The sequence below is a fragment of the Hymenobacter segetis genome (assembly GCF_038448715.1).
In the GTDB taxonomy this organism is placed as follows: Bacteria; Bacteroidota; Bacteroidia; order Cytophagales; family Hymenobacteraceae; genus Hymenobacter; species Hymenobacter segetis.
In genome coordinates this window covers 1-16,574 of sequence record NZ_JBCEVZ010000057.1, presented here as the reverse complement: position 1 = coordinate 16,574, position 16,574 = coordinate 1, and the positions used below count along the sequence as shown (strand labels likewise).

Below are 16,574 nucleotides of genomic sequence, written 5' to 3'. Positions count from 1 at the left end.
CGCCCATCGGCCGGCCCAGTCGGCAGCTACTGCCTTCGCGGTGCTTCCCGCGGCGGATGAAAACCCAGCAGGTACAGCCCCACCACCCAGCCCACCGACCCCAGCCAACCGGCCAGCACATCGCTCGGATAGTGTGCCCCGAGATATACCCGCGCCACGCCCATAGCCCCGGCCCAGCCCGTGCCCAGGCCCACCATCGGCCAGCGCCAGCGCGAGGGCCAGAGCAGCAGTATCCCGGTAGCCGCCAGCGCGGCGGCCGCCATGGCGTGCCCGCTCGGAAAGGAGTAAACCGTGGCCGGTATCAGCGGTTCTTCTACCAGCGGGCTCCATTCTTCGGGGCGGCGGCGCTGGAGCAGGGCTTTGCCGGCCAGCTGCAACAGCCACGCGCCGCCCAGGCCCGCGCCCACCAGCCCGGCAGGCCGGCGGCGGCCGGCCAGTAGCAGCCCGCCAATCAGCCCCAGGCCGAAGGAGCCCGTGCCCTCCATGCCGCCCAGGCGCGAGAGCAGCACCGCAACCTCGTCGAGGGCCGGGTGGCGGTGGGCTTGCAGCCACGCCAGCAGCTTCTGGTCGGGCGGGAAGCCTTCCTTGTCCCAAATGTCTTCGGCCAGACTGATGAAGGCCAGCCACGGCAGGGCCCAGCCCACGGCAAACAAAACGACCCCGGGCCCGCGCCGCCGCAGCCAGCGGGCCGCCGTATGCTCAAGCCGAAAAAGGCTCCCATCGGCTGTCATGGCCTTGGCTTTTAATTGGATGTGCTTGATGTCGTGTTCTGGCGAATACCTAAACGGACTTATTAATCAATGCCCAGAATGGTGCTCATTTGCACGGTCAGCAAATCGAGCACGAAGACGACTAGCGAGGCCACGACCACGGCCGAATTGGCCGCCCGGCCCACGCCTTCGGTGCCCTCCGTGGCATGGTAGCCTTTATAGCAGCCCACCAGGCCAATGGCGAAGCCGAAACAGACGCATTTGACTAGTGCTTCCGCCACTGCGGCCAGGGTGAGCTTGTTCAGAATATCGTTGATAAACAGGGATAGGGAAGTGTCGCCGTGCAGCCGGACTCCCAGGTATGCCCCGCTCAAACTAATGGCATCGGCCAGGATGGAAAGCACCGGCACCATGAGCGTGGTGGCCACCACCCGCGTCACCACCAGGTACTTAAACGGGTTGGTGCCCGATACTTCCATGGCGTCAATCTGCTCGGTCACGCGCATCGAGCCCAGCTCGGCCCCGATATTGGAGCTGACCTTGCCGGCCACCATCAGGCCGGTGATGATGGGCCCCATCTCGCGGATGATGGTGACGCCCACCATGGTCGGAATCCACGACTCGGCCCCGAACTGCACCATGGTGGGCCGCAGCCGCATGGTGATGACCAAGCCCATGATAAACCCCGTGACGCCCACCAGCAGCAGCGACTGATACCCCACCGCGAAGCACTGGCGCACCATCTCAGCCCACTCGAAATGCGGCCGGAACAGCTCGCGAAAAAACCGCCCGGCAAAGCGGGTCAACAAGCCGGTCTGGTTCAGCAACGAGTTTTCATTCACGGCTAACTGCACGCGGCGTGCCGGCTAGTACACAAGGGAAAGGAGGTACCGGTTTTACGGGCATGCGCCGGGGTTGTTCGGGCAGAACCGCTTGCTTATAAGTCCGTTTGCTCGTTTTTTAGGTCGAACACGTCGCCGCCGGCGTAGCGGGAGTCTTCGGTGGCGTAGGCCGCGCGGAGCTTGGCTTCGGGGCCGCCTTTGGCGATGAGTTCGGCGGCGGCATCGCGGGCTGGGTCGGGCGTCGCTGGCTTTTCGGTCTCCTTGCCGAAGTTGGCGTAGTGCGGGGTGCCGGCGTGGGGTTTGGTGGCCGGTTCGTTGGCGGCGGGCTTGGTGAATTTGCGTTTCGTTTTCATGATAAAACAGCAGATGAATAGGGGTGGAGAATGCCGCTGAGGCAACTGGGCCGCAGGCCGGGGCCTAGTCCGATTCCTCGGCGGGCAGCAGCAGTACCGGCTTCTGGCTGCGGCTGATGACCTGGGCCGTGACGCTGCGGTGAAACAGCCGCCCCAGGAAGCTGCGCGGCCGGGCAATGAGCACCACCAAATCGGCCTGGGTATCGAAGCTGGCCTGCAGAATGCCGTCGGCGGCCGACTGTTTCGTTATCTGGTACAGCTCGACCGGGGCGTTTTCGGGCAGCAGCATGCTGGCCCGCATCTCGGCCCGTACCAGCTGGTTGGAGAATTCGAGCGACTCGTCCTCATCGGCCAGGTGCGCGATGGTGAAGGTGGCCGGGCAGGCGGCCAGCAGCGGGGCCAGGTGCCGGGCCGCCGCATTGGGCGTGAAGGGGTTAGAATCGAGGGCCAGCAGCACGCGCCGGGGCAGCCCGGGCGGCGGGGCAGCCTCGGGCACCAGCAGCAGGGGCAGGTGCGTGGCGCGCAGCACGGGCAGTATCTGGTTGTGCAGCAGGTGGTCGAGCAGGCTGTGCTCGGGGCTCAGGCCCATCACCAGCATCAGGGACTGATGCTGCCGCACGGCCGTGGTCACGGCATCGAACATGGGCCCCGTCGCTTCTTCCACCACGGCCAGGCCGGGCAGCTGCCGCGCAATCGACCACAGGCCCTCCAGCCGCTCATTGCGTTCCAGCGCGGCTTCGCGGGTTTCTATTTCGGCCAGCTCCGGCGTCAGCATTACCGGGTAGGTATTGAGGGCGAGCAGGTTGAGCAGGACTACGTTGGCGTGCAGGGGGGCGCCCAGCTTGGCGGCGTAGCGCGCAGCCCGCTCGGCGGTGGCCGACACATTGGCGAGTACCAGAATGGAGGGTGACATGGGATGGGGAATCAACAGAAAAAAGGTGAGTCAAAGGCAGGCTTATTGGCCGTCATGCTGAGCGAAGCGCAGTCGAAGCATCTCTACCGCTTCGTTGCATTGGCATTGATTACTAATGAGGTAGAGATGCTTCGACTGCGCTTCGCTTCGCTCAGCATGACCGTTTCTACCATTTCTTTATCACCCAACTCTATCCTTCAATCAGTCCTCCGCCGGCAGCACCAGCACCGGAATGGGGCTTTCCTGAATGAGCTGGGCCGTAACGCTGCGATGAAATAAATTGCCCATGAAGCTGTGGTGCCGGGCTACCACCACCAGCATGTCGGCCTCCAGCTGGGCGGCTTCGGTGAGCACGCCGCTGGCCACGCGGGTGTGGTACCGCTCGTGCAGGTGCAGGGGCGCATCGGTGGCGTCTTCCACGAGGTCGTTCTGGGTTACGGAGGCGAGCAGCGCGCTGGCGGTGGGCCGCTCGTGCTCGTCGTCGGTGATGTGCACCACTTCCAGGGTGCCTTTCAGGGCGTGCAGCAGGCGGTAGATGGCGCGGTGGTGCGGGCCTACGTTGAACGGGTCGCCATCGACGGCCAGCAGCAGGCGGCGGGGCGGAAACTTGTCCCAGCCCATGGCCGGCACCACCAGCAGCGGGCAGGCCGCGCGGCGCAGCAGCCCCATGGCCGTGCGGGCCACCAGCCCCCGCGGCGCGTCCTCGAAGCCGGGCTGGCCCAGCACCACGGCCAGCAGCTCCCGCTCGCCGATGATTTCGCGCACGGTTTCGGCAATCGAGTCGTCGGAGAACTCCACTTCGGTGGGCACGGCCTGGGCGGCGGCCAGCTTTTTCAGCGCCTGACGCGTTTTTTCTTCGCCGGCCCAGGTGTGGTAGCTGCCAAATTCGTCGGGGGCCAGCAGCTGGTCGTGCCGGGCGTGCAGCAGCAGTAAATGCGCCTTCAGAGGCACGGCCAGGCCCGCCGCGTAGGAAAGCGCCCGGTTAGAAACGGCGAAAAAATCGGTGAGAACAACCAGGCAAGGCGACATGGCAAGGGGGAAAAGCAACGGTGAAAACCCGGAATTAAGCGTGCACGGGCGTGCGCACCTGCAACTCGTTGTTCACGAAGCGGGCACCCGCCTCGTAGGCTTCAAAGCCGGCCTGCTCGCGGTCGAACCAGGTATCGACTGTGCCGGTGAGCGTGGCCACGCCGTTTTCCACCTTCACGTTCACGTCCTGGTGGTAGAGGCCAGCCGACCAGTAATGCCGCCGCCGGATGCGCTCGGCCAGGGCGTAGTCGGGGTCGGCGATGGGGGTGGGATGCAGGCCGGCGGCCGGGCGGCCGTAGGGCCGCACCCCGGTGGCGCAGGTAGTGCCGGTCACTTCGAGGCGGTTGGCCACCTCGGCCACGCCGGTGATGCCGGCAGCCACGTCGGCGGCGTGCTCCTGCTCGAAGTGGTTGCCCACGCGCCCGTCCAGGTACACTTTGCCGTTGTACACCAGCACCATGAAATCGAAATCGCTCACGTAGGGGTCGCGGGCCAGCGCATCTTTCACGTTTTGGCGGATTACGGCATCGGGCAGCGGGTGGGGCGGGCGCACTTTCAGGCGGTTCTGCACATCCCACACGCCCACCACGTGGCGGGCATCCTGCTCGGCATCGAGCTTGGCGCGCAGGTTGCTCACGGTGCCCGTGAGCGTGACGTAGCCGTTGTGCACCAGCACACTGGGCTCGTAGGACAGCACGCGCGGGTCGTAGCGGAAGGTGTCGCGCACGGCTTTGGCTACCTCCTCGTCGGGTCGGTGGGCAAACTTCTCGCGCCGCAAATCGCCCACCACGGCCCAGTAGGCCACAAACAGGTCGTGGGCATCCACGCGGGCGGCCCCGGCCTGGTAGGCCACGTCAATGATGCGCTCCTTCTCGGCCGCCGAGCCCACGGTGCCCGATAGATGCACCTGTTTATCAGTAGTATGTACTTCCACCAACGCGCTGTTTACCCGAATGTCCCAGTCGAGCACCTCGCGGATTTCGGTGGAGATTTCCTCGTCGGAATTCATGATTTCGCCGCCGCGCACCTTCAGGTTGCCGGTGTCGAGGCGGCGCACGCCGCGCACGCCGCGCACGCCGCGCAACACCAGCTGCTTCTCCTGCCAGGTTTGCACCACGCCGCTCACGGTCACGGTGCCGTTGGCCACGGTGCAGCTCAGCTTGTAGTCGTTGGTAGCGGGGTCGTGGGCCAGGGCGCGCTCCACGTCGCGGCGCAGCTCGGCGTCGGATAGCTCCGGCGTGCGGATTTCCAGCTCGTCCACCACGCTGCGCACGCCCCGCACGGCCAAGGCAATGTCCATGGCCCGCTGCTTGGATAACAGGCTGTCGGTGAATCCGGTGAGCTCCACCACGCCGTGCAGGGTGGTCACATCGATGAGGTGCGCCGTCACGCCGCGGCTGCTGAGAAACAGCGTTTCGATGGCCGCCGTGATGTCGGCGTCCGCTACGTGTTCCTGCATGCCGGTCTGGGTCGGTTGTTCAATGGTTTCCATGAGCTTACGGGAATTAGAAGGAGAGAAAAACAGCGGCGCGGGCGGCGGCCAGCCGGGCGCGAGTGGCCGGAAGGAGCACAGCTCCGGGCGGCGGCTGAGCGAGCAGGACTAACGTGGCGGTGCGCGGCAAACCCTTCGTAAATTTCCGTCCCTACGGCGGGCAGGGCATTGAATACAATCAGCTTACGCAGTGATTTTTATCACTGCATTGCTAGCTGGAGGGCAGAGGCCGGCCCTGCTGCGCCTTCGGCCAAAAAACAGGATAATGAACAGGCGATGACCTGATTTGCGTCAATTAGCACCGCTCTTATCGGGTTGATATTCATGGTATGAAGCAATTGCCAGAAATGTCATGATGCCTTTCGCTGACCGATTCGGCTTGTGCGGCCAGTCAGACAACATCCTGCTGGTGGGCAGCGAGCCATTCGGTCATTTGAGCCAGGAACTGATGAGAGAATACTCGCTGCTGTACCGCACCGATTCGCGCCTGCTGGTGCTCATTCTGCTCGGCCTGCTGCTGCTCCTGACCTGGGCCGGCCTGTGGGTGGGCCGCCTCCGCAAGCCCTACGCCACGGCCACCAACGAGCAGTCGGTGGCCGTGGCGTCGCTGCTGGCGTTGCAGGGCCTGTTGCTGGCCTTCTCGTTTTCGATGGCCAGCGCCCGTTTCGAGGCCCGACGCGATGCCCTGGTGGCGCTGGCCGCCAGCTTCCGCACGGCCGTGCTGCGCGCCAACCTCTACCCCGACCCCGAGCGGGCCGGGCTCCGGCGGGAGCTGCGCAGCTACCTGGAGGCGCGCATTGCCTTCGGCGCGGCTCCGTATGATTCGACGATTATTAAAGCAACGCTGGTGCACGCCGATACGGCCATCAACCAGGTGTGGCACCGCGTGGTGCGGCTGTCGGTCGACCCGCAGTATGCCATTGCGACCGATAAAATGGTGGATGCCCTGAACGAAGTGACGGCTAATGGCGTGACCCGCCAGGCCTCGCTGCGCGCCCACGTGCCCGATGCCGTGGTGTACATGTTGTTCATTATTGCCCTCATTACGGCCTTTTTTTCGGGCTACGTGAGCGCCAATCGTGCCCGGTTCGACTGGATGGCCGTCGTCACCTTCCACCTGATGGTGACGCTGGTGGTGTTCATCACCCTGGAGCTGGACCGCCCCCGCCGGGGCATCATCCGCCCCACCGACGTGCAGGAAATCCTGGTCGACCAGCGGCATTTGTTTTAGCGCCCATTTCAGGCCGCTTCCACCACCTGCACCAGCTCCGCTACCTGGGCCGGCTTGCCAAAAACGTAGAGCGTGTCGTGCAGCAGAATGACCGTTTCGTTGGTCACCGGTTCCAGCATCGCGCCGTCGCGCCGGATGGCCAGCAGGCACAGGCCAAAGTGCCGCCGCAATTCCGCTTCTGACAAAACCTGACCGTCCAGGCAGGTTTGCGGGTCGGCCTCGACGGGCACGGCGGCCAGCTCGGCCCCGGTCAGGCCCAGGTGAATGCTGGCCCAGGCCGCCTTGGTGAGCGAGTGGGGCCGCAGCATGGCGTGGCTGCCGTGGCGCAGCTCGCCGATGAGCTTCTCAATATCGTCCTGCGGCACCAGAAAGCGGGCCAACACATGGGCCAGCACCTCCATGCTGGTTTCCTGCTCCTGGGCAATTACCTCGGTAGCGCCCACGTGGTAGAGGTTTTTGCGCTCGTACACGTACAGTGTGCGCACCAGAATGCACACCATGGGGTTGAGCCGCCGGATGGCCGCCACGGCCCGCAGCGCGGCGGCGGGGTCGGATATGGCCACCACCACCACCCGCGCCCGCACCACGCCCAGGTGTTCCAGCACGTGCTCGTGGGTCACGTCGCCGTACATCATGCGCTCGCCGCGTTTCAAGGCCCGGTGCACTTTGTCGGCATCGGCTTCGAGGATGATGTAGGGGAGCTTGGCAAATTTGGCGGCCCGCACGAGGTTGCGCCCGTTCAGGCCGTAGCCCACGATGATGAGGTGGTCGATGAGCGCGGGGCTGGCCGTGGCCACGGCCGGCGGGGGCGGGGCGTGGCCCACGTGTAGGCGCTGCTCCAGCTCCAGGGGCCAGGGCAGGCGCATCACCCACGCCACTACGGGGTGCGCCAGAGCCATCACGCCGGGCGTGCAGCACATGGTGAGCACCGAAATAGCCAGAAAAACCTGGTAGCTGTCGGGCTTGATGAGGCCGGCCCGCAGCCCCTCCCGCGAGAGCACAAATGCGAACTCGCCCACCTGCGCCAGGGCCATGCCGGTGAACAGGATTTCGCCCACCGGCGCGCGCAAAAAGGCCGTAGCCACTGGCGTCAGCAGCATTTTCAGCAAAATAACCCCAATGGTGAGCAGCACGATTTCAATGGGGTGAGATAGCAGCACGTGCACATCGAACAACATACCGATGGACACAAAAAAGAAGCTGGCGAACACCTCCCGGAAGGGCAGCACGCTGCTCACGGCCTCGTAGCTGTACTCGGATTCCGAGATGATGAGCCCCGCCAGAAACGCCCCCAGCGCCAGCGACAGCCCCGCCTGCTCCGTGAGCACGGCCACGCCCAGGCAGGTGCCGATGATGGTGAGCAGGAACAGCTCGCGGCTGCGGGTGCGCGCCACGGCCAGCAGCAGGCGCGGCATGAGGTAGCGCGCGCTCAGCCCCACCACGGCCACCACGGCCAGGATTTTTGCCAGCATCAGGCCCAGCACCAGCAATTGATTGCCGCCACCCTGCCCGCTCAGTAGCGGAATGAGCAGCATCATGGGCACCACCGCCAGGTCCTGAAACAGCAGAATGGCCAGCACAATTTGCCCGTGCACCGACTCCACTTCCATGCGCTCCTGCATCAGCTTGAGCACGATGGCCGTGCTGCTGAGCGACAGCAAAAAGCCCCAGAACACTGCTGTGCCCAACGAGCTGCCCATGGCCATGCCCAGCACCGCCACGGCCGCCACCGTGAGCCCCACCTGCAGCGTGCCCCCCAGAAAAACCGCCCGCCGCATCCGGCCCAGGTTCTGCACCGAAAACTCCAGCCCGATGGTGAACATGAGCATGATGATGCCCATTTCGGCCACCTGGTCCACCTTGGCGGGCAGCTTCACCAGGCCCAGCGCGTAGGGCCCGGCCAGCATGCCCGTCACCAGAAACCCGATGATGGACGGCAGCCGGATGCGGTTGAACAGCAGCGTCACGCTCACCGACAACAGCAGGATAACCAGTAAATCGTAGAGTAAGGAGTGGTTCATGGCGTGCAGCAGGGCCGGGCGCGCCACCACGGTAGCCGCGCCCACACCCGTGTGGGTCAGGCCATTGCCAGGTATTCATGATAACTACGCACCGCTTCCACCTCCGAAGCGGCAACCAACAGCCCACCCGGTTTTAACTGATAAATGGAATCATATGCAGCAATAGATTTTGGCTATCGGTCCCGGCTCAGGCCGACCGCAGGGCCAGGCCCGCCCCGCGCCGCTCGAATGTTTTATACAGCCGCTTCACCAGGAATCGGGCCGCCTCGCGGGTCGCCTTGCGGGCCTTCCGGTTGCGCGCTTCGCTGTACTTATCCAGCAGCTTGGTGAACTTGCGGCTGAGCTTCCGTAAGATGTTGGCCAGAGGCTTTTCCAGCTTGCGGACGTACTTGGCACTCAGTCCGGTCAGGTTGGCCTGAGTATGCCCGGCCAGTTTGTGCGGTAGTCGATGCGCGGTGTTTTTCATTGGGAGATGGGCGTTAAAAAGGAGTGGAAATCGACCACTACGCAACGGCCTACAGGCAGCTTCTTAAAAGTAGAAAAACCATTCATGGTGGAGTATGAGGAGAATCAGGCCCGGGGCTGATTTCAATCTTGGCCTCTTCCGGGGCCATGACAACAATCGAAATTTCAATTGATTAAGGTCATTTGTTGAGGCGCGGCTCCGGCAGAAATTGCCGCCGAACCACGGCACCCGGCGGGGCCGGTAGCGGCTTGCTTGCCCATGAAAGTCAATCGGTACCCGCTGCCTTGCCCGCCCACCGTGCCGCCCTGGGCCTGGCTATTGCTGATAAGCCTGGCTGCGGCCGGCTGCCGGGATAAAGCCGAGCTCGTGAAGCCCATCTGGTCGGCTATTTCGGAGTCGGTGTACGCGGCCGGCACCGTTAAAAGCGGACGGCAGTACCAGGCGTTTGCCACCGCCAGCGGCGTTATTCAGGCGGTGCTGGTGCGCGAGGGCGATTCGGTGCGGGTGGGCACGCCGCTGCTCTCCATATCCAGCGACGTGCAGAAGCTGAACGAGGAAAACGCCGCCCTGGCCGCCCGCTACGCCGATGTAGCCGCCAACCAAAGCCAGCTGCAGGAAGCGCGCGAACGCATTGCCCTCCAACGCCGCACCATGCAAAACGACCAGCTCCAGCTCACCCGCCAGCGCCAGCTCTGGCAGCAGGCCATCGGCACGAAGCTGACGCTGGAGCAAAAGGAGCTGGCCTACGCCGCCTCCAAAACGGCCTACGAATCGGCGGTGCTCAGCTACCAGACGCTCAAAAAGCAGCTCGATTTCGCCGCCGCGCAGTCGCGCAAAAACCTCCAGATTGCCCGGCAGCAGGCCGGCGACTTCATCCTGCGCAGCAAAATCAACGGCCTCGTGTACCAGCTCTACCGCGAAAAAGGCGAGGCCGTGACGCCCCAAACGCCGCTGGCCCTGCTGGGCGATGCCCGCCACTTCGTGCTCGAAATGCAGGTCGATGAAACGGACATCGTGAAAGTGCGTCCCGGCCAGCAGGTGCTGGTGACGCTGGACAGCTACAAGGGCCAGGTGTTCACCGCCCGCGTCACCACGGTTTCGCCCATGATGAACACCGGCACCCGCACGTTTGAGGTGGACGCGGCCTTCATGCGCCAGCCGCCAGTGCTCTATCCGTTCATCAGCTTCGAGGCCAACATTGTGCTGCAAACCAAGCCCAAAGCCCTGCTGATTCCGCGCCGCCTGCTGGTGGATGACTCAACGGTGCGGAAGGCCGACGGGAAGCTGGCGCGGGTGAAAACCGGCCTGCGCGACTACCAGATGGTGGAAATTCTGGCGGGCATCACGCCCGATGACGAACTCACGACCCCCGCAAAATGAAACTGCCCCTGCTCTACGACGTGGCTCTGTCGCTGCTGCTGGCCCGCTGGCGGCAGACGCTGGTGGCGGCCATCGGGGTCACGTTCAGCATCACCATGTTCATTGCGCTGCTCAGCTTCATGTCGGGCCTCAACCGGCTGCTCGATGGGCTGGTGCTGAACCGCACGCCCCACGTCCGCCTCTACAACGAGGTGCAGCCCGCCCCGCAGCAGCCCATCGACCGCTACACCGGCCCCGGGCCGCACAATTTCATCCACTCCATCAAGCCCAGCGACGAGTTGCCGCGCATTCACAACGCCGTGGCCATCATCGCGGCCCTGCGCCGCGACCCGCGCGTGCGCGGCGTGGCCCCCAAAGCCCAGGTCCAGGTGTTCTACAACGTGGGCACCATCGACCTCACCGGCACCATCAGCGGCATCGAGGTGGAGCAGGAAGACCGGCTTTTTGCCTTCGGCGACTACATGGTGGCCGGCAACCCGCTTAGCCTCAAAACCGTGGCCAACAGCATCGTCCTCGGCAAAGCCGCCGCCGACCTCATGCTGGTGAACGTGGGCGACGTGGTCCAAATCACCACCGTGAAGGGCAACCGCGTGCAGCTCAAGGTGGTCGGCCTGTTCCAGTCGGGCCTGCTGGAAGTGGATAAAGTGCAGAGCTACACCTCCCTCGCCACCGCCCAAAAGCTGCTCGGCGAAGCCAACAACTACATCACCGATATTCAGATAAAGCTCCACGATTTCACCTTGGCGCCCCGGCTGGCCAAAGAATACGCGCAACTGTACGAGGTGCAGGCCATGGACATTCAAACGGCCAATTCCGATTTTGCCACCGGCACCTTCATCCGCACGCTCATTTCGTACGCCGTGGGTGTCACGCTGCTGATTGTGGCGGGCTTCGGAATTTATAACATCCTGAATATGATGATTTACGAGAAGATGGACACCATTGCCATCCTCAAAGCCATCGGGTTTGCGGGGGGCGATGTGCAGCGGCTGTTCGTGGCGGTGGCGCTGGCCATTGGGCTGTCGGGCGGCGCGGTGGGATTGGTGTTCGGCTACGGGCTCTCGGCGCTCATTGCGCAGCTGCCGTTCAACCCGGCTTCGCTGCCCTCGGTGCACACTTTCCCGGTCAATTTCGACCCGCGGTTTTACGGCATAGGGGCGGTGTTCTCGGTCGTTACCACGTATCTGGCGGGGTATTTTCCGGCCCGCAAGGCCAGCGGGGTCGACCCGGTCGTCATCATCAGAGGCAAGTGAGATGGACACGCCTGCGCTCGAAGCCCGTCAAATCACCAAGTATTTCGACGACCCCGTGCGGGTGCAGGTGTTACACGGCATCACGTTTGCGCTGGGCCGGGGCGAGTTTGCGGCCGTGGTGGGCAAGTCGGGCTGCGGCAAATCGACGCTGCTATACATCCTCTCCACCATGGACACGGTGTACGAAGGCGACCTGCTGATTGACGGCGTGTTCATGCGGGACAAAAAAGAAGCCGAGCTGGCCCGCGTGCGCAACGAGCAAATCGGCTTCGTGTTCCAGTTTCACTACCTGCTGAACGAGTTTTCGGTGCTGCGCAACGTGATGCTGCCCGGCGAAAAGCTGGGCAAGTTATCGAGCCAGGAAATCGAACACCGGGCCTACGAAAAGCTGAAAATCCTCGGCATCGAAAGCGAGGCGCTCAAAAAGCCCAACCAGCTCTCCGGCGGCCAAAAACAGCGCGTAGCCATCGCCCGGGCCCTCATCAACGACCCGCTCATCATCATGGGCGACGAGCCCACCGGCAACCTCGACAAGAAAAACGGCGAGGTCGTGTTCGATATTTTCAAGGAGCTGGCCGAAACCTACCACCAGGCCCTGCTCATCGTGACGCACGACCCGGAGTTTGCTGCCAAAACCCATCGGATTATTGAGATGGAGGATGGGCGCATCAGCAATGGGATAGCGCTTAGCGCAGGTCAATAGCCCCGCTGTTCAGCGCATCGGACAGCCGCGATGCGGCCCCGGTAGCCTCAGTTAATGACCAGCCGACACACTTGCGTGCCGTTCTCAGTTTTCACTTTCAGCACGTAGAGGCCAGCGCTCAGCCCCGCCAGAGCTAGCGTATAGGGAGCCACCGAGGCGGGTAGGCTGGCGCGCTGGCGCACTACCCGGCCGCACGCATCGAGCAGGGTGAGCGTGGCCAGGCCCCGGCCAACCGGCACGGCCACCAGCACCTCCGTGCCCAAGGAAGCGGGGTTGGGATAGAGGACAACATCCGGGCGCGCCTGCGCGACGGCTACCGCCAGGGCAGAGGTGCCCAGGGTGGCAAAAAATCCGGCCAAGCCACTTACTTGAGACAGGCCAATGGTGCCAAAGGAGGCGGGAAATGAAGCATTGCCGGCCACATACACCGTCGTACCGCTCGTGGCTACGGCGAGCCCTTCATCGCGGGCGGGGCTGCCGGCCTGGGCGGCCCAGGCAAAGCTGCCGCTGCCGGTTAGCTTACAGACGAAAATATCGGTGCTGCTCGTGCCGGGCGCGGCCACGTTCACCAGCGTAGTGGGGCCGAAACTAGCCGCAGGACTATCAAAATAGCCCGTTACATACACATCCGTGCCGCTCGCGGCAATGCCCCGGGGCGTATCCAGGCCGGTGCCGCCGGCGCGCTGGGCCCAAGCAAAGGCTGCGCTCGGGCCTGCATCCACAGCGTTAGCCACAAAGGCATCGGAGGCACCAGCCGCGGCGAGTGTAGTGCTGCCAAATGAGGCCGGACTGCTACTGAAAAAACCGGTTACGAAAACGTTGTTTCCGCTGGCCGCTACTGCTGTCGCGATTTCCGACCCCATTCCGCCAACTGGGAGTGCCCAAGTAAAACTGCCCGTGTCACTGAGCTTGGCAATGTAGCCGTCCTCGCTCCCCTCCCGGGTATTAGTCAGGCGCGTAGTCCCGAAGTTGACCCTGCCGCTGGCAAAGTAGCCCACCACGTACACGTCGGTACCATTGGTGGCTAGCCCATAAGCCTCTTCGTTGCCGATGCCGCCCGCACGGTTTGCCCAGTCAAACTCGCCGGTGCTGCCCATATCCGAAAGCCTGGCCACAAAAATATCAGTGCTGATGACACCCGGGGCTGTGTTATTGCCCAGGGTGGTTGTGCCAAAGCTAATCGTGGCGCTATCGTAATACCCCGCGATGTACACGCTGCTACCGCTCACGGCAATTGCCGGGGCTAAATCATATCTAGCGCCTCCAGCTTGGCGGGCCCAGGTAAAACTGCCGGTATTGCCCACATCGGTAAGCTTGGCGATGAAGATATCGGGAAAGGTGTTGGTGGTGGTCGTATTGGTGATGCTGCTGGTGCCGAAGCTGAGGGTGGGACTGCTAAAATCGCCCACTATGTATATTGAGTTGCCACTTACCGCGATTCCCGTTGCTCGCTCGTTGCCAATGCTCCCGGCTTGTTGGGCCCACACAAAGCGGCCGGCAGAATTGCTCCACTTAGCCACAAAAACATCGCCCAAACTGCTGCCAAACAGGGTGATGGTGCCAAAGGTGACCGAGTTATTGAAAGCGCCGGCCAGATACACGTTGCCGCTGGCATCCGCTGCCATGGCATACACTTGAGCGCCGTTGGCCCCCACGGCCGACTGCCAGGCGGGTGCCTGCGCCCGCACATTGCCCAGACAAGCCAACAGGAGCAGCAGGCTCGGCAGCATCCTGTGGCACAATTGTCGAATAATCAGCGTAAAAAAAGCTTTCATAGCATTTCGATGAAAGAGGGTGAAGCAAAAAGCATCGGGCGAGTGAAGGTTGTGCCCAAACCTTCACCTGACCGATGGTCTGTATCATTTACCTGACCCGGCCGTGCCGCGCTTCTGCCAGACAGCTGGCGAAAGCAGGCGCTACGCCGTCATCATGCGCGCCTCGTCGGGGTGATGCCGCTGGTGCAGCGTGAGGTATGACGTGACGAGCAGGACCAGCGCCACGAAGGGAGCAACCCGGTAGGCCAGCGGGTCGCCCAGGCTGATGTGGGCAATGATGGCAGAAATGAACGTGATGCTAAAGCCGGCGTAGGCCCATTCCTTCAGGCGCGGGCCCACCGGGAATAGCAGTGCCACCACGCCCAACAACTTGGCAATGGCCAGCTCATGCCGGAAATAATCAGGGAAGCCCAAGTGGTGAAACGTCTGCGCCATCCCCGGTTGGGTCAGGAACGCATAGGCCGAATACGTCATCATGACTGCCAGAATGATGGTCGTGGCCCAGTAGATGAAGTTCGAGGCTCTCATGACAATACTGGATAAGATGATAAGGATGATGGATAAAAACAGTGGCCGCTACCGGTCCGGCAGAGTAGAGGTGGTTTAACCAAAAATGCATTTTTGCCCCGCTAAAAGGCATGACGCTGGCAGGCTTTGCGACTGATTCGTGTCAGCAATGGCCTCAATACGTGAGCGTGCGGGCCAGCTTCTCCAGGTTGAGGCTGCGGGCCGAGGCGTCGAAAATGCGGCGGTAGGCCCCGTTCTGGTCATATAGCTCCTGGTGGATGCCATTTTCCACCACGCGGCCCTGTTCGAGCACGTAGGTGCGGTCGGCTTCCACAATCTGGGAGAGGCTGTGCGAGATGATGACCACCGTGCGGCCCCGTTTGAGGGCGTCGAGGCTGGTTTTGATTTGCTCGGTGGTCACGGCGTCGAGGCTGGCGGTGGGCTCGTCGAGGAAGATGATGGGCGGGTTTTTGAGGAACAGCCGGGCAATGGCGATGCGCTGCTGCTGCCCGCCCGAGAGCTGCTGGGCATCGGTTTCGTAGCCGTCGGGCAGCTGCATCAGCTGGTCGTGCAGGTGGGCCTGGCGGGCGGCGTCCTGCACCTGGGCCGGGGTGGCCAACAGGTTGCCGTAGCGAATATTTTCGTCCACGGTGCCCTTGAAAATGTGGTTTTTCTGGAGCACCAGGCCGATGTATTGGCGCAGGGCGTGGGTATCGTAATCAGCCAGCGGGCGGCCGTCGAGCAGGATTTCGCCGCTTTGGGGCTCGTAGAATTTGCAGAGCAGGTTGATGACCGTGCTTTTGCCGGCCCCGCTCAGGCCCATGAGGGCCGTGGTTTTGCCGGCCTCGATGGTCAGGCTTACGTCGTGCAGGGCCTGGGTGCCGCTGGGGTAGGTGAAATCGACGTGGCGCAGCTCAAACGTGCCGCGCAGGCTGGTGGGCGGCAGCGAGCCGGTGGGCTCCACGGCATTGTCGGCGTCTAGCATCTCGAAGAAAGCTTCGGAGTAAGTGTGCACCTCGTTCAGCTCATCGTACATCTGGTGGAGCTGCCGGATGGGCGCCGACACGTTGTGGAACAGCATGCTATTGAACATGATGGTGCCGATGGACAGCTCGTGCGAGAGCACCAGATAGGCCGTGAGCACGATGATGACCACCAGCCCCACCTGCTCCACCAGCGACTTCAGGCCGTTGAAGAGGAAGTTGGTCTTGCGCATCCGCAGCTGGGTTTCGCGCAGCTCGTGCTGGAGGCGGTCCTGCTTTTCCTCCTCGTACTGCTCGCGCACGAAGCTTTTGATGACCACGGCCGAGTCCATGAGGTTGAGCAGGCCGTGATTTTTGTCTTCCTTGAGCTGGCGCATGCCGCGCCGCACGCCGCTCAGGCGCACGGCCTGCCGGTAGCTCAGCCAGAAATACACCGGCAGCACACCCAGCGCCACCACCCCGATGCGCCAGCTGGCCGCAAACATGACCACCAGCGACACCGCCGCCGCCGCCAGCAGCGGCAGGATGTCGATGAACAAATCCTGCACCAGCTTCATGAGGGCGTCCACGCCCTTGTCGAGTCGGGTTTGCAGCTTGCCCGTCTGGTTGCTGCCGGCCGCATAAAACCCTAATCGATAAGATAATATGCGCCGTACCGCATCCTGGCTCAGCGCGCTGGACACGTACACCCGGATTTCCTCCCCAAAATAGCTCTGGCCAAAATCCAGGGCCGCGTTCAGCACCTCCTTGCCCAGCAAAATGCCGCTGATGCCCAGCAGCAGCGGCATTCCTACTTTCAGGCTGTGGCCGTGGTGCAGCAGCACCTGCACCTTATCCACGGTGTAGCGCAGCACGAAGGGGTTGACCTGCGCCGTGAGCGAACCAATAAGCGTGAGAATCAGTGTGCTGGCCACCA

15 protein-coding genes are annotated in these 16,574 nt (G+C 63.1%); 4 read left to right on the top strand and 11 right to left on the bottom strand.

From position 1 onward, the window contains the following. Positions 1 to 26: 26 nt before the first annotated feature. From AAFH49_RS17940 to AAFH49_RS17915, 6 genes are all read right to left on the bottom strand, one after another. Positions 27 to 644 carry a phosphatase PAP2 family protein gene (locus AAFH49_RS17940; RefSeq protein ID WP_342300340.1) on the bottom strand — a complete coding sequence of 206 codons (618 nt, stop codon included), beginning with the start codon at positions 642 to 644 and terminating at the stop codon, positions 27 to 29. 149 nt (positions 645 to 793) lie between these two features. Beyond that, positions 794 to 1,552, bottom strand: coding sequence for an MlaE family ABC transporter permease (locus AAFH49_RS17935; protein ID WP_342300339.1), 759 nt, complete (start codon positions 1,550 to 1,552; stop codon positions 794 to 796). Between the two features lie 95 nt (positions 1,553 to 1,647). Further along, positions 1,648 to 1,905, bottom strand: coding sequence for a hypothetical protein (locus AAFH49_RS17930; RefSeq protein ID WP_342300338.1), 258 nt, complete (start codon positions 1,903 to 1,905; stop codon positions 1,648 to 1,650). 64 nt (positions 1,906 to 1,969) lie between these two features. After that, positions 1,970 to 2,818 carry a universal stress protein gene (locus AAFH49_RS17925; protein ID WP_342300337.1) on the bottom strand — a complete coding sequence of 283 codons (849 nt, stop codon included), beginning with the start codon at positions 2,816 to 2,818 and terminating at the stop codon, positions 1,970 to 1,972. A 201-nt stretch (positions 2,819 to 3,019) separates the two neighbouring features. After that, the gene (locus tag AAFH49_RS17920; protein ID WP_342300335.1) at positions 3,020 to 3,847 is read right to left on the bottom strand and encodes a universal stress protein; all 828 of its coding nucleotides are present in this window, start codon (positions 3,845 to 3,847) and stop codon (positions 3,020 to 3,022) included. Positions 3,848 to 3,881: 34 nt separating this feature from the next. After that, complete coding sequence (locus AAFH49_RS17915; protein WP_342300333.1) at positions 3,882 to 5,339, bottom strand: BON domain-containing protein; 1,458 nt, start codon at positions 5,337 to 5,339, stop codon at positions 3,882 to 3,884. A 352-nt stretch (positions 5,340 to 5,691) separates the two neighbouring features. On the opposite strand from AAFH49_RS17915, the gene AAFH49_RS17910 reads away from it, so the two are divergent. After that, positions 5,692 to 6,570 carry a bestrophin-like domain gene (locus AAFH49_RS17910; RefSeq protein ID WP_342300331.1) on the top strand — a complete coding sequence of 293 codons (879 nt, stop codon included), beginning with the start codon at positions 5,692 to 5,694 and terminating at the stop codon, positions 6,568 to 6,570. An 8-nt stretch (positions 6,571 to 6,578) separates the two neighbouring features. Here the strand turns inward: AAFH49_RS17910 and AAFH49_RS17905 are convergent, their stop codons facing one another. Then, positions 6,579 to 8,591: a cation:proton antiporter domain-containing protein gene (locus AAFH49_RS17905; RefSeq protein ID WP_342300329.1), complete on the bottom strand. Its 2,013-nt coding sequence runs from the start codon at positions 8,589 to 8,591 to the stop codon at positions 6,579 to 6,581. 187 nt (positions 8,592 to 8,778) lie between these two features. Then, positions 8,779 to 9,057 (bottom strand): hypothetical protein, encoded by a 279-nt coding sequence (locus tag AAFH49_RS17900; protein WP_342300328.1) that lies wholly within the window; start codon positions 9,055 to 9,057, stop codon positions 8,779 to 8,781. 258 nt (positions 9,058 to 9,315) lie between these two features. Between AAFH49_RS17900 and AAFH49_RS17895 the strand changes: the two genes are divergently transcribed. From AAFH49_RS17895 to AAFH49_RS17885, 3 genes are read left to right on the top strand one after another with little or no spacing between them, the layout of a single operon-like run. Continuing rightward, positions 9,316 to 10,437, top strand: coding sequence for an efflux RND transporter periplasmic adaptor subunit (locus tag AAFH49_RS17895; RefSeq protein WP_342300326.1), 1,122 nt, complete (start codon positions 9,316 to 9,318; stop codon positions 10,435 to 10,437). Further along, positions 10,434 to 11,690, top strand: a complete 1,257-nt coding sequence (locus AAFH49_RS17890) for an ABC transporter permease (protein ID WP_342300324.1) — start codon at positions 10,434 to 10,436, stop codon at positions 11,688 to 11,690. Before AAFH49_RS17895 ends, AAFH49_RS17890 begins: the two co-directional genes overlap by 4 nt. Position 11,691: 1 nt before the next feature. Continuing rightward, entirely contained in the window at positions 11,692 to 12,393 is a 702-nt protein-coding gene (locus AAFH49_RS17885; protein WP_342300323.1) for an ABC transporter ATP-binding protein, read from the top strand. Positions 12,394 to 12,440: 47 nt separating this feature from the next. On the opposite strand, the gene AAFH49_RS17880 is transcribed toward AAFH49_RS17885, so the two are convergent. The 3 genes from AAFH49_RS17880 to AAFH49_RS17870 all read right to left on the bottom strand — a co-directional run bounded on the left by AAFH49_RS17880 (position 12,441) and on the right by AAFH49_RS17870 (position 16,572). Then, positions 12,441 to 14,168: a T9SS type A sorting domain-containing protein gene (locus AAFH49_RS17880; protein ID WP_342300322.1), complete on the bottom strand. Its 1,728-nt coding sequence runs from the start codon at positions 14,166 to 14,168 to the stop codon at positions 12,441 to 12,443. Positions 14,169 to 14,309: 141 nt separating this feature from the next. Next, positions 14,310 to 14,696 (bottom strand): DoxX family protein, encoded by a 387-nt coding sequence (locus AAFH49_RS17875; RefSeq protein WP_342300321.1) that lies wholly within the window; start codon positions 14,694 to 14,696, stop codon positions 14,310 to 14,312. Between the two features lie 154 nt (positions 14,697 to 14,850). Continuing rightward, positions 14,851 to 16,572: an ABC transporter ATP-binding protein gene (locus AAFH49_RS17870; RefSeq protein WP_342300319.1), complete on the bottom strand. Its 1,722-nt coding sequence runs from the start codon at positions 16,570 to 16,572 to the stop codon at positions 14,851 to 14,853. Positions 16,573 to 16,574: the final 2 nt, after the last annotated feature.